10 protein-coding genes are annotated in these 13155 nt (G+C 63.8%); 4 read left to right on the top strand and 6 right to left on the bottom strand.

What is annotated here, in order from left to right; genetic code table 11:
- The 3 genes from NKI97_RS12905 to NKI97_RS12895 form a co-directional block, all read right to left on the bottom strand.
- The coding region (locus tag NKI97_RS12905) for an IS110 family RNA-guided transposase (protein WP_352834514.1) at positions 1-1004 on the bottom strand (1004 nt) is incomplete at its 3' end.
- A 285-nt stretch (positions 1005-1289) separates the two neighbouring features.
- Entirely contained in the window at positions 1290-2759 is a 1470-nt protein-coding gene (locus tag NKI97_RS12900) for a cobyric acid synthase (RefSeq protein WP_352834512.1), read from the bottom strand.
- Between the two features lies 1 nt (position 2760).
- The gene (locus NKI97_RS12895; protein WP_352834509.1) at positions 2761-3375 is read right to left on the bottom strand and encodes a dimethylsulfonioproprionate lyase family protein; all 615 of its coding nucleotides are present in this window, start codon (positions 3373-3375) and stop codon (positions 2761-2763) included.
- Between the two features lie 151 nt (positions 3376-3526).
- On the opposite strand from NKI97_RS12895, the gene NKI97_RS12890 reads away from it, so the two are divergent.
- From NKI97_RS12890 to mmsB, 3 genes are read left to right on the top strand one after another with little or no spacing between them, the layout of a single operon-like run.
- Positions 3527-4693, top strand: a complete 1167-nt coding sequence (locus tag NKI97_RS12890; protein WP_352834507.1) for an isobutyryl-CoA dehydrogenase — start codon at positions 3527-3529, stop codon at positions 4691-4693.
- A gap of 52 nt (positions 4694-4745) precedes the next feature.
- Positions 4746-5114, top strand: a complete 369-nt coding sequence (locus NKI97_RS12885; RefSeq protein WP_352834504.1) for a four helix bundle protein — start codon at positions 4746-4748, stop codon at positions 5112-5114.
- Between the two features lie 57 nt (positions 5115-5171).
- Positions 5172-6056: a 3-hydroxyisobutyrate dehydrogenase gene (gene mmsB, locus NKI97_RS12880; RefSeq protein WP_352834501.1), complete on the top strand. Its 885-nt coding sequence runs from the start codon at positions 5172-5174 to the stop codon at positions 6054-6056.
- A gap of 326 nt (positions 6057-6382) precedes the next feature.
- Here the strand turns inward: mmsB and NKI97_RS12875 are convergent, their stop codons facing one another.
- The 3 genes from NKI97_RS12875 to NKI97_RS12865 all read right to left on the bottom strand — a co-directional run bounded on the left by NKI97_RS12875 (position 6383) and on the right by NKI97_RS12865 (position 11328).
- On the bottom strand, positions 6383-7762 hold the full coding sequence (locus NKI97_RS12875) for an aspartate aminotransferase family protein (protein ID WP_352452083.1): 1380 nt from the start codon (positions 7760-7762) through the stop codon (positions 6383-6385).
- A 240-nt stretch (positions 7763-8002) separates the two neighbouring features.
- On the bottom strand, positions 8003-10072 hold the full coding sequence (locus tag NKI97_RS12870) for a prolyl oligopeptidase family serine peptidase (RefSeq protein ID WP_352744808.1): 2070 nt from the start codon (positions 10070-10072) through the stop codon (positions 8003-8005).
- Between the two features lie 95 nt (positions 10073-10167).
- A complete protein-coding gene (locus tag NKI97_RS12865) occupies positions 10168-11328 on the bottom strand; it encodes an MFS transporter (protein ID WP_352834498.1) in 1161 nt (386 codons plus the stop codon).
- A 208-nt stretch (positions 11329-11536) separates the two neighbouring features.
- Here NKI97_RS12865 and NKI97_RS12860 point away from each other — a divergent pair, with 208 nt between their 5' ends.
- Entirely contained in the window at positions 11537-13114 is a 1578-nt protein-coding gene (locus NKI97_RS12860) for a trimethylamine methyltransferase family protein (RefSeq protein ID WP_023676493.1), read from the top strand.
- Positions 13115-13155: the final 41 nt, after the last annotated feature.

Below are 13155 nucleotides of genomic sequence, written 5' to 3'. Positions count from 1 at the left end.
CAACGGTACGGCTCGCCGGTGATCATCATCTTCCAGGCCATGCGGGCGGTCTTGTTGGCGAGCGCCACAGCCGCCAGCTTCGGCGGCTTGCGCGCAATCAACGCCGCCAGCCACGGCGAGGTCTTGGCGCGGCCGCGACGCACCTGCTGGATGTGGGCCGTCGCGCCCACCACCAGCGCCTGCCGCAGCATCTCGTCGCCGGCCCGCGTGATCACCCCCAGCCGGTTCTTGCCGGCGGTCGAATGGTTCTTCGGCGTCAGCCCCAGCCACGCCGCGAAGTCGCGTCCCGAACCGAACGCTGTCGCATCAGTGACCTTGACGCCGAGCAGGCTCGCCACGACCGGCCCGACGCCGGGCATCGCAGCCAGCCGCTGTCCAGTCTCGTCCTTGCGGTGATGGGCCAACAGCTTCTTGTCGATTGCCGCGTATCGCGCGCACACCGCGCGGTATTCCTCGCCGAGCGTCTCAAGCAGTTCCTTTGCCAGCGCCGGCACCGTCGCGTCGCCGGCAATGCGGGCCAGCAGTGGCTCGATGCGAGCAAGGCCTTGTGCGGCCACCAGGCCGAATTCGGCTGCGTAGCTGCGGATCGTGTTGGCAAGCTGCGTGCGCCGCCGCACCAGCTGCTCGCGCACCCCAAACAGCATCTGCGCCGCTTGCTGCTCGCCGCTCTTGATCCCAACAAAGCGTGTCCTGGGCCGGCTCATCGCCTCGCAGATCGCCTCGGCGTCAGCCGCGTCATGCTTGCCGCGCCGCACATACGGCTTCACGTGCTGCGCCGCGATCAGCACCACCTCATGACCCAGCCCCGACAGCGTGCGCGCCCAGTAATGCGAGCCACCGCACGCCTCCAGCCCGATCCTCACCGGCGCAAGCTTGGCGAAGAACGGGACTACCGCCCGCCGTTGCAATTTACGCACCAGCACCGAACGCTCCGCAGCGTCGACACCATGCAGCTGAAAAACACTCTTGGACGTATCCATGCCAATACGGATAAGGTGTTCCACGGACGGCTCCCTTGTTTGAGATCTCAACGAACTCATTCTGGCACATCCGATGCCGTCGGGCGCCGTCCACCCCATCATGCCGTGACCTTGGCCGAGGAGCCAGCGGAGCAGAATTCTGCGCCGCAGCGGCGCTCCGAAGTCAGGGCATGGATCCTGGGGTCTGCGCCGCGTCGCTTCGCTCCTTGCTCCGCCCCAGGATGACGAAGCGATGGACGTTTCCGCTAATCGCCAAGGCATGTGATCCGTCGAAGCCAACGACCCGTGCAAAACTTCCGCGCAAAGTATCTAACGCGCCAGCCCAAAAATCGCGTCGCAGTCGAGGTGGGTTTCCAGTTCGGCTGCGATCTCGTCGAGTGCCCGTTCGACCTCGGCGCGGTAGTCGATGCCTCCGCCCTTGACGCCAAGGCTTTCGAGGAATTTCGCCCGGAAGGCATCGGCGGAAAACAGCCCGTGCATATAGGTGCCCAGCACCTTGCCGTCGGCCGAGATAGCGCCGTCATCGATGCCGTTGATAACGGCGGACGGCCGCAGCGTGTCCGGACCGGTGGTGCGGCCGAGATGGATCTCGTAGCCCTCGAGCGGCAGATCGAACGGCACCGAGCGCGCGCTGACATTGCGCACCGTCTTTTCCGGCTCCATCACCGTTTCGACGTCGAGCAGGCCAAGCCCTTGTGTCTCGGTAACGCTGCCCTCGATGCCGTCGGGATCGCGCACGCTACGGCCGAGCATCTGGAAGCCGCCGCAAATGCCGACGATGTGGCCACCGCGTTTCCTGTGCGCGGCAAGGTCGCGGTCCCAGCCGTTCTCGCGCAATTTCAGGAGATCGCCGATCGTCGACTTCGAGCCGGGAATGACCACCAGCCCTGCATCCTGCGGCAAGCGCTGGCCAGGCGGCACGAACACCACCTCGACCTGCGGTTCGGCCTTGAGCGGGTCGAGATCGTCGAAATTGGCGATGCGCGAGAGCATCGGCACGGCAACCTTCAGCGCGCGCTTCTCGCCGGACGCCAGTCGTTCGAGCACGACGGAATCTTCCGATGGCAGCCGCGCCGCCGCCTTCAGCCACGGCACGACGCCAAAACAGCGCCAGCCGGTGAATCTTTCGATCGCCTCAATGCCGTCTTCGAACAGCGAGACGTCGCCACGGAACTTGTTGATGAGGTAGCCGACGATCATGCGCCGGTCCTCCTCCGGCAGGATCAGATGGGTGCCGGCGACCGAGGCGATGACGCCGCCGCGATCGATATCGCCGACCAGGATCACCGGCACGCCGGCGCGCGTCGCAAAGCCCATATTGGCAATGTCGCGGCTCCTGAGGTTGATCTCGGCCGGCGAGCCGGCGCCCTCGACAATGACCAGATCGGCGCCCTCGCCGACCTTTGCCCAGGAGTCCAGCACCGCATCCATCAGCCGGCCCTTCAGCGCCTGGTAGTCGCGCGCCCGCGCCTCGCCGAACACCTTGCCCTGCACGACGACTTGAGCGCCGACATCGGTCTGCGGCTTGAGCAGCACCGGGTTCATGTGGACGGTCGGCGCCACGCCGCAGGCGATCGCCTGCAGCCATTGGGCGCGGCCGATCTCACCGCCGCCTGAATCGCCTGGAATATCGGCGACGGCGGCGTTGTTGGACATGTTCTGCGGCTTGAACGGCCGCACCTTCAAGCCGCGCTTCTTCGCCGCGCGGCACAGACCGGCGACGAGCACCGTCTTGCCGACATCCGAACCCGTGCCCTGCAGCATGATCGCCTTGGCCATATCAGTCCCTGCCCTGCGCAACGGTTGCGGTGATCGTCGACCTGGCTGCCAACGGGCCGCCGCGCCAGAGATAGAGCGCCAGCAGCGGCTCCTTGCCGGTGCGCATGGCGTGGTTGATGTCAGAGGCATGGTGGATCACCTCGCCCGCCGCTCGAAGGCGAAAACCGCCGTCGCCCATGCGCCATTCGGTGCCGCCGGTCAGCGGGATGTAGATCTCCTCCGCGACATGGTGGTGATCGGGGTAGACGATGTCGGGCCCAAGGATCAGCAGGCCGCCCGCGACCTCGTCATTGACGAAATGGCCGCGTGTGCCGAACACCTCCAGCCAGCCGTAATTGTCGATGAAAACCTTGCCGAAATCCGCTTCGCCATAGGTCTGGCCCCAGTGCAGATCGCCGCGACGCTCCGCAACCAGCCGCGCCAGCGGCTTGGCCGCAGCGGGAGCGAGTTCGACGATACGGTCGAGCTGGACGAGACACGGCAGTGCATGCGGTTCGAGCGGCCGGCCCGGCATGTCCCAGCCGATCCGCGCCACAGCGTCCTGCACGAGCGCATCGTCGAACGTCTGGAGATAGGCATGGAAGCATCCAAGCAGTTCGTCGAAAGTTGTCGTCACACTTTGCTCCAAAGCGCATTCGCGCACAGCGGCTGCCCAGATGGTTGGATAGAGACGGTCGGGTTGCGCGGCGGCATCATTGGTCTAGATTGGACTGCGCGCAAAGCCAAAAACGACAGGCCAGCAGGCCGGAAACATCAGGGAGCACGCCATGGACGCCGCTGTCGATGCGGGCACCAGCCAGTTCGAACTCAACGAAGACCAGCGCGCCATCCAGGAGATGGCGCAAGCCTTCGCCGCCGACCGTGTGGCGCCGAACGCACTCGACTGGGATCGCAACAAGTATTTCCCCGCCGATGTGATCCGCGAGACAGGTCCGCTCGGCCTTGGCGGCATCTATGTCCGCGACGACCTCGGCGGCTCGGGGCTCGGCCGGCTCGATGCCGTGTTGATCTTCGAGGCGCTTTCGCGGGCCGATCCGGCGTTTTCCGCCTTCATCTCGATCCACAACATGGCGGCATCGATGATCGACCGCTTCGGCAGCGACGAGCAGCGCCGGCGTTTCCTGCCGAAGCTGACCTCGATGGAATGGCTGGCAAGCTATTGCCTGACCGAGCCCGGCTCGGGCTCGGATGCGGCGGCGCTGAAGACGCGCGCGGTCAAAAGCGGCGGCGATTATGTGCTGAACGGCGCCAAGCAGTTTATCTCCGGTGCCGGCGACAGCGACCTCTATGTCGTCATGGCGCGCACCGGCGCCGACGGGCCGAAAGGCATTTCCACCTTCGTCGTGCCGAACGATGCGCCCGGCCTTTCCTTCGGCGCCAACGAGCGCAAGATGGGCTGGCACATGCAGTCGACCCGCCAGGTCGTCTTCGAGGACTGCAAGGTGCCGGTCGAAAACCTGCTGTCGGTCGAGGGCGCCGGCTTCGGCATCGCCATGGCCGGGCTCGACGGCGGCCGGTTGAACATCGCCGCCTGTTCGCTCGGCGGCGCGCAATCGGCGTTCGACAAGGCGCTCGCCTACACCGCCGAGCGCAAGGCTTTCGGGTCGAAGATCAACCAGTTCCAGGCGCTGCAGTTCAAGCTTGCCGACATGGAGACCGAATTGCAGGCAGCACGCATCTTCCTCTACACCGCCGCCTCGAAGCTCGACCGCAACGCGCCGGATGCCTCAAAATGGTCGGCAATGGCCAAGCGCTTCGTTACCGACACCGGCTTCAACGTCGCCAACGACGCCCTGCAGCTGCATGGCGGCTATGGTTATCTGCATGATTACGGCATCGAGAAGCTGGTGCGCGACCTGCGTGTCCACCAGATCCTCGAAGGCACCAACGAGATCATGCGCGTCATCATCGCTCGCGCCCTGATCGGACGGTAAGGCAGTAGGCAGTAGGCAGTAGGCAGTAGGCAGTAGGCAGTAGGCAGAAAGAATGACCGGCAAGATCAATTCGTACAAGGATCTTATCGTATGGCAGCAGGCGATGGATCTGGCCGTCACCACCTACTCCCTGACCAAGGCATGGCCAAAAGAGGAATTGCATGGGTTGACCAGCCAAATCCGCCGCTCAGCAACCTCTATTCCTGCAAACATCGCGGAAGGTTACGGTCGAGACAACAGAGGCTCCTATCAGCAATTTCTCAGGATTGCTCAGGGATCGCTGAAGGAGTTCGAGACACACCTCCAGATCGCTGAACGCATTGGCCTTGCTACGCATGATCAAGCTTATCACGTGCTTTTAGCGACCGAGGGCATCGGGAAAATGCTTCGCCAACTTATTAGCAAACTTGCGCCCGAATAGGTCGCTTACTGCTTACTGCTTACTGCCTACTGCCTACCCAAACCACGGAGCGCCATTATGACCACCATCGCCTTCATCGGCCTCGGCAATATGGGCAATCCGATGGCCTCCAACCTGGTCAAGGCCGGGTATGCCGTGCACGGCTTCGACCTGGTGCCGGAGAATCTCGTCATTGCCAGGGAACACGGCGTCGTCATCATGGCCAACGCCGTTGCAGCGGTGAAAGACGCCGATGCAGTCATCACCATGCTGCCAGCCGGTAAGCATGTTCTGTCGGTTTACGCAGACATAGTGTCCAAGGCGAAAAAAGGCGCGCTGTTCATCGATTCCTCGACCATCGATGTCGACTCGGCTCGAAAGGCCCATGCTATCGCCGCCAAGCACGGGTTGCTGTCGATCGACGCGCCGGTCTCCGGCGGCACGGGCGGTGCGGCGGCCGGCACGCTGACCTTCATGGCCGGCGGTTCGAAGGATGCCTTCGCCAAGGCCGAACCAATCCTCAAGCCGATGGCCGGCCGCATCGTTCATTGCGGCGACGACGGCGCCGGACAGGCGGCGAAGATCTGCAACAACATGATTTTGGGCATTTCGATGATCGGCGTTGCCGAGGCCTTCGTGCTGGCGGAAAAGCTCGGCCTGTCGCACCAGGCGCTGTTCGATGTCGCCTCGACCTCGTCCGGCCAGTGCTGGTCGCTGACCACCTATTGCCCGGTGCCCGGCCCGGTGCCGACATCGCCCGCCAACAATGGCTATAAGCCTGGCTTCGCGGCGGCACTGATGCTGAAGGACCTGAAACTGTCGCAGGAGGCCGCACAGAGCGTCGGTGCAGCAACGCCGCTCGGCGCCGAGGCAGCCCAGCTTTATGCGCTGTTCAACGCACAAGGGAATGCCGGCGCGGATTTTTCCGGCATCATTAATTTCCTCCGTGGTGACCCGGCGTAAGCTCCAAGTTCACAGGTTTTCGATCTGCCCAATGCGGAAAGCCGGCAAATTTAGGTTTGCTTAAGCTCTTGCTAACCCTGCAGTAACGATATGCGTTTAAAACGGATTGCGAGGCGGACATCCGCCCGGCGCTCCGGATCAGGTCTCGCGTACCGGAGCCCGTAAGTTTCGCCGTAAGTTTCGCAAGTGTATTGTTGGCGAAGCGCCATGCGTATCTGGCAAAGCCGCGTTCCGATGGAGCGCGGTTTTTGCGTTTCGCATCCTCGCCTGGCGAGCGCCCATTCAAACGCCGGGCGCCCGACATGGAGCGCCCGGCGATCGCCTCCCTAATGCTTGCGCAAATCTGCTTGCGCCAGGTCGAGCGCCGTGGCGATGCGGTCGCAGGCCATGTCGATCGTCTCGCGCGTCCAGATCAGCGGCGGCGACAGGATCATCGTGTCGCCGGTAGCGCGCAGCATCATGCCCTGGACAATCGCGTGGTCGCGAACCATCACCGCCGCGCTGCCGGCCGGCAGGAAGCGCTCCTTGGTCACCTTGTCCTTGACGATCTCGATCGCCCCCATCAGCCCGAACGAGCGCACCTCGCCGACCAGATCGTGCCCACCGAGACGTTCTTGCAGCGCCCTGGCGAAGTAAGGCCCGGTGTCGTTCCTGACGCGCTCGACCAGCCCTTCGCGCTCGATGATCTCGAGGTTCTTCAGCGCCACCGCGCAGGCCACCGGATGCCCGGCATAGGTGTAGCCGTGATAGAATTCGCCGCCCTTTTCGACCAGCGTCGCCGCGATGCGGTCGCCGACCAGCAGCGCCGACAGCGGCTGATAGCCAGAGGTCAGCGCCTTGGCCGTGGTGATGGTGTCGGGCTCGACATCGAAGGCTTGTGCGGCGAACCACTCGCCTGTGCGGCCATATCCGGTGATGACCTCGTCCAGCATCAGCAGGACATCGTATTTGCGGCAGATGCGCTGCACCTCCGGCCAATAGCTCATCGGCGGGATCTTCACCCCGCCTGCCCCCATCACCGGCTCGCCGATGAAGGCGGCCACCTTGTCGGCGCCGGCTTCGAGGATCGCGTCCTCGACCGCTTTTGCCGCGCGCAGGCCGAAATCATGGTCGCTTTCGCCGGGCAGTGCGAGCTCATAGGCATAGGGCATCATCACATGGACGATGTTGGGCACAGCGCCGCCGAGCTGCTTGTGCATCAAATCCATGCCGCCGAGCGAGGCGCCGGCGATGGTCGAGCCGTGGTAGCCCATCTTGCGTGAGATGATGCGGTTCTTCTCGGGCCTGCCTTCCAGCACCCAATAGTGACGGACCAGGCGCAGCGCCGTGTCGTTGGCCTCCGAACCGGACGAGCCGTAGAACACCTGGTTGATGTGCCTTGGCGCGATCTCCGCCAGCTTTTTCGACAGCAGAACCGGCGTCGGCGTCGAGCATTTGAAGAAAGAGTTGTAGTAGGGCAATTCCTTCATCTGGGCGTAAGCGGCGTCGGCCAGCTCGTCGCGGCCATAGCCGACATTCACGCACCACAGCCCAGCCATGCCGTCGAGGATTTCCGTCCCTTCGGCATCATAGATGAACGGCCCGTTGGCGTGGGTGATGATGCGCGAGCCGGTCTCGCGCATCTCTTTGTGGTCGGTGAACGGATGAAGGTGATGCGCGGCATCGATCTGCTGAAGCTGCTTCAGCGAATAATTCTGGTAGGTCATGTCTGGTCTTTCCTCTTGAACCAATCCGGCAGCTTTCGCGCCGGGGCGGATTCGTCAGAGGACAGCGGGCGGCGAATAGCCGATGCGAGCGCAGAGCCGCAACAGCTCGGCGCGTAGCGTGCGCGACGACGGCGTCACCGCCACCCCAAATGCGCAACCCGATTTCGCCAGCCGAGCCATGCATGTACCTTAGGCTGCCTCGAGCCCTCAGTTCAAGCCGTGCCGGTCAAGCGACGCCGGTCAATTGGTGCCAGTCAGGGCCAGCTGCAGGAAGACGTACTTCATCGCCGCCTGTGCGGCCTGCGGCCGCCGGTCGCCGCGTCCACCATGGCCGCCCTCGGTCTCCTCGAAGAACAGCGTCTTGCCATGGCCGGCCGCCTGCAGCCGTGCCGCCATCTTGCGGGCATGCCCGGGATGGACGCGATCGTCGGCGGTCGAGGTCGTCAGCAACACCGGCGGATAGGCTGCATCCGTGTCTACATGCTGGTAGGGCGAATAGGCGGCGAGCCAGGCTGCCTCTTCCGGCTTCGCCGGATCGCCATACTCGGCCATCCATGACGCGCCGGGCGGCAGCTCGGTGTAACGCAGCATATCGAGCAGCGGCACGTCGATGATCACTGCACCGAACAATTCCGGGTGCTGGGTCAGCGAGACGCCGGTCAGCAAGCCGCCATTCGATCCGCCCTGGATGCCCAGTGTGGCGGGCGTAGCGATGCCGCGTTGGACCAGATCTTGCGCGACCGCGGCGAAATCGTCGAAGGCATTCTGGCGATTGGCCTTGAGCGCCGCCTGATGCCAGTTCGGGCCGAACTCGCCGCCGCCGCGGATGTTGGCCTGTACATAGGCATTGCCCTTCTCCAGCCACAGCCTGCCGCGCACGCCGGCATAGCCGGGCAGCAGCGGCACTTCGAAGCCGCCATAGCCGTAAAGCAATGTCGGCACGGGTCCATGCAAGTCGCGCCTCCTGACGACGAAGTACGGGATCATCGTGCCATCCTTCGAGCGCGCCTCGAACTGTTCGGAGACCAGGGACGACGCATCGAAACGCGCCGGCTGCGACTTCACCGTTGCCAGCCCCGCGGCGTTGTCGTCCGACCAGATGATCGAGCTCGGCGTCAGGAAATCGGTGAAGGAGAAGGAGACGCTGGAACCGAAATGCTCGGCATGGCTGATGCCGACATTGCCGTTTTCAGGCAACGCCACGGGCTTGAACTCCCAGCCGCTGTCGCTGCGCTTGCCGGCGACGACCTTGCCGCGCACATTATCCATCAAATTGATGAACAGCCGGTCCTGCGTGCGGGCAATACCGGCGATCGAGACACGGTGCGCCGGCTCGAGCACGGTACCGAGGGATCCGAATAGCCCGGTTTCGATCCAGCGCTCGAAATCGAGTGAATAGAGCCCGTCGGGCTTACACAGCGTGCCGTCCGGCGCAGTCCACGGGGTACGCACGCCGAAGACGAGCTGGCCTTTGAACAGCGCTGTATCGGTGACGTCGTCCGGCAACGGGATGCGCCTGTTCTCGCCGGAAGGCAGCCGCAGGAAACTGTGCGAGGCGAAGAAGTCGATGGTTCGGGCGAGGAAGACATGACGCTTGTCGCCGTCGAATTCGACGGACCCGCCGGCGGCAAGATCCTGCTTCAGCGCCTCGAAGATCGGCATCGCCGCTTCCAGTGGCGTGCCGCGCCGCCAAAGCTTGACCACGCGCGGATAACCGGACTGGGTCTTGTCGTCCTCCTCGAAGGCGGCGGAAACGATAACCGTGTCCTCGTCCAGCCAGCTAAAGCTCGATTTCGAGGCAGGGGCGCGAAAGCCGCCATCGACGAACGATCTGCTTTCGATATCGAATTCGCGCATCTCGCTAGCATCGCCGCCATCCGGCGACAGGTTGAGCAGGCAGCGGCTGAAGTCGGGGTAGAGCCAGCTGGCGCCGCTGAACACCCATTTCACCCCCTCTTTCGCCGCCAGACTGTCGAAGTCGATGATCGTCTGCCATTCCGGCTTGTCGGTCTTGTAGGAGGCGACGGTGGTGCGCCGCCAGAGGCCGAGTACGTTCGTCCGGTCCTGCCAGAAATTATAGACATAGCCGTTGATAGCGGCCCCGACGGCGATGTTATCCTCGGCTGTCATCAGGTCGAGCGCCGTCTCGAACGACGTCTGATAGGACGGATCACCCTGCAGCTCCCCGACCGTAACTGCATTTTGGTGATGCACCCAGTCGAGCGCCTGCTTGCCCCTCCTGTCCTCAAGCCAGAGAAACGGGTCTTCGGCCGCCGAACCCGGCTGGCCCTTGGTATTCGATTTGGTCATGACGTCTCCGGTTGAGTCGGGCGGCGGCATAGCCAAGATCGACATGGGGCCGCTTATATTCAAGTCATTCGTCAGAGACGGCGGCTTTCTGGCATTCACACCATCCGTCTTCGAATGACCGTTACAACTGCCAGCGCCAGGCAAATGGCACCGAGCGTCATTGGCAGGCCGCCGGCGCCAACAACATCCATGGCGCTGCCCGCCAGCGGCGGCACGGCGATGCCGCCGACGCCCCACATCAGCGAGAAGGCGGCGTTGCCGGCGACCAGTGCCGAGCCGGTGAACCGCTCGCCGAGTTCAATGATCGACATCGTGTAAATGCCGTAGGAAACCGCGCCCCAGATGAAGACGCACGGCCAGATCAGCGGCGTCTCGATGAGAACCGGCAACAGAACGCATCCGAGCACCGTCATCGAAACACAGATGAACCGCACCAGCCGCGCCGTCAGTCGTTCCGCCAGCAGGCCGAGCGGCACCTGCATAGCGATGTTGCCGGCGATCATCACCGACAGCAGCGCCGACATGCGCGCTTCGGCGATGCCATAATGTGTTCCGTAGACCGGCAGCAAGGCGAGCACCGCCTGTTCGAAACCGGCGGCCACGATCACCGCCGATAACAGCAGCCACGCCTGCGGCACAAACCCCAGCACCGAAACGCGGTGCCCGCTCTCGTCGACCTTGGGCAGCCGTGCCAGCACTGAGGCGAGGCAGGTGCCGCAAAACAGGAATGCGGTGATGCCGACGAGAAACGGCGGCCATCCCTCGGTGCCGACCGCAAGCAGGCACAGTGGCCCCGCCGCAAAGCCCGCCGAAATGATGGTCGAATAGATGCCCATGACGCGGCCGCGGCGTGTCGGCGGCGCCAGTGCGATCACCCAGACTTCGCTCAGCACGTAGAGCGGGTTGGTGACGGCGCCGATCAAAAAGCGCAGAGGAAACCACAGATAGACATTTTGCGTCCAGCCGATCAGCGCCAGCACCAGCGCGGAAAGTGCCGCGCAAGTAAGCGCGGTGCGCCCTGCCCCGAAACGCCGTGCCAGCGCCGGAACCAGCGGCGAGGAGACGATGAAGCCGATCGGCGTCATTGCCGCCGACAGGCCGATCATGGCCGGCGAGACGCCCTGGCGCTGCAGGATGAAGCTCAACAGCGGATAGCTCAGCCCTTGCGCGATGGCGAACACCGAGACGGTGGCGATCACGCCGGTGATCGCCGCCCATTGCACTGTCTCGCCGCTGTCCTGTTCCGCCCGGTCCATGATGCAGGACTAGCGTTTCGCTTTCATCGCGGTAAGCACCGGCAACGAAAACCGCTTGCGCCAGCCGGAAGAGATAGGAGCCTGACGATCCCTCCGGCTGCCCTTCAGGCATGTCGCTTCCCTCGTCCTAGTGGTCGCCGCCTCCGCAATGACTGGCCGGCCGGCAGTCCATTATGCCGCCGCATTGCCGCAGCGTACGAGGACTATCATGACCGCCGCCCTTCAGCCCGCCGAACCTGCATTGGCAAACGACCGCGCCCGTCGCGGCGGCCGCGCGGGAAAGCGTGCCGGCGGATCGGCGGCGTTCGAGCAGCCGCCGTTTCGACAGTTGAAGAACCCGCTGGCGCCGACCCGGCTGGTTTCCGACGACGAGCTGGAATCTATCCACCTCGCCTCTCTGCGCGTGCTGCGGGAAATCGGCGTCGACGTGCTGCATGACGAAGCCCGGCGCATCATGAAGGCGCATGGCGCCGATGTCCGCGAAGGCAGCGAGCGGGTGCGCTTCGACAGCGACATGATCCTGGAACTGGTTGCGCACTGCCCGCCGGAATTCACCATCCACGCCCGCAACCCGGCGCACAACGTGCGCTTCGGCGGTGATAATCTGATCATCTCGATGATGGCGTCGGCGCCCAATTGCTCCGACGTCGACCGCGGCCGCCGGCCGGGCAACCAGCAGGACTACCGCAACTTCCTCAAGCTTGCGCAGATGCACAACATATTGAACTGCACGGGCGGCTATCCGGTCGAGCCGATCGACATCCATCCGTCCGTGCGCCACCTCGAATGCATCCGTGACCTCGCCACGCTGACCGACAAGATGTTCCACATCTATTCGCTCGGCAAGGAGCGCAACGTCGACGGCATCGAGATCACCAGGATCGCACGTGGCATCAGCCATGAGCAGTTGCTTGCAGAGCCGTCGGTATTCACCATCATCAACACCAATTCGCCGCTCAAGCTCGACGTGCCGATGATGGAAGGCATCATCCAGATGTCGAGCAAGGGCCAGGTGGTCATCGTGACGCCGTTCACCCTGTCCGGCGCTATGGCGCCGGTGACGATTGCCGGCGCGCTGGTGCAACAGAATGCCGAGGCGCTGTCCGGCATCGCCTTCGCGCAGATGGTGCGCAAGGGCGCGCCTGTCGGCTACGGCGGCTTCACCTCGAATGTCGACATGAAGTCCGGCGCGCCGGCCTTCGGCACGCCGGAATATATGAAGGCGCAGCTGGTCGGTGGGCAACTCGCCCGCCGCTACAACATCCCCTACCGCACCTCCAACACCTGCGCAGCCAACACGGTTGACGCGCAGGCCGCCTATGAAAGCGTGTTCTCGCTGTGGGGCGCCATCCAGGGCGGCGGCAATCTGATGATGCATGCCGCCGGCTGGCTCGAAGGCGGCCTGCGCTGCTCCTATGAGAAGACCATCCTCGATATAGACCTGTTGCAGATGGTCGCCGAGTTCCTGACGCCGCTCGATCTTTCCGAGGAAGCACTCGGTTTCGACGCCATACAGTCCGTCGGCCCCGGCGGCCATTTCTTCGGCACCCAGCACACGCAGGACCGCTACAAGACCGCGTTCTATGCGCCTATTATCTCGGACTGGCGCAATTTCGAGAGTTGGGCGGAGGCCGGGTCGCCGACGGCACTCGAAAAGGCCAATCGCGTCTGGAAGGAACGGCTGGCGTCCTATGAAGAGCCCTACATGGATCCGGCAATCCGGGAGGAGCTCAACGCTTTCGTCGACAAGCGCCGGGCCGAAGGCGGCGCGCCGACCGATTTTTGATCATCTGATGAGTAGTCGACCCCCACTCCGTCTTGATGGCA

This window comes from Mesorhizobium sp. M0296, from assembly GCF_040321675.1.
GTDB lineage: Bacteria > Pseudomonadota > Alphaproteobacteria > Rhizobiales > Rhizobiaceae > Mesorhizobium.
The sequence above is the reverse complement of the archived record's forward strand: the minus strand, read 5'-3'. Positions and strand labels throughout refer to the sequence as shown.

Excerpts from the sequence above, each read along its gene's own strand:
- NKI97_RS12900 (WP_352834512.1), bottom strand. The coding sequence starts at position 2,759 with ATGGCCAAGGCGATCATGCTGCAGGGCACGGGTTCGGATGTCGGCAAG.
- NKI97_RS12890 (WP_352834507.1), top strand. The coding sequence starts at position 3,527 with ATGGACGCCGCTGTCGATGCGGGCACCAGCCAGTTCGAACTCAACGAA.
- NKI97_RS12885 (WP_352834504.1), top strand. The coding sequence starts at position 4,746 with ATGACCGGCAAGATCAATTCGTACAAGGATCTTATCGTATGGCAGCAG.
- mmsB (WP_352834501.1), top strand. The coding sequence starts at position 5,172 with ATGACCACCATCGCCTTCATCGGCCTCGGCAATATGGGCAATCCGATG.
- NKI97_RS12875 (WP_352452083.1), bottom strand. The coding sequence starts at position 7,762 with ATGACCTACCAGAATTATTCGCTGAAGCAGCTTCAGCAGATCGATGCC.
- NKI97_RS12870 (WP_352744808.1), bottom strand. The coding sequence starts at position 10,072 with ATGACCAAATCGAATACCAAGGGCCAGCCGGGTTCGGCGGCCGAAGAC.
- NKI97_RS12865 (WP_352834498.1), bottom strand. The coding sequence starts at position 11,328 with ATGGACCGGGCGGAACAGGACAGCGGCGAGACAGTGCAATGGGCGGCG.
- NKI97_RS12860 (WP_023676493.1), top strand. The coding sequence starts at position 11,537 with ATGACCGCCGCCCTTCAGCCCGCCGAACCTGCATTGGCAAACGACCGC.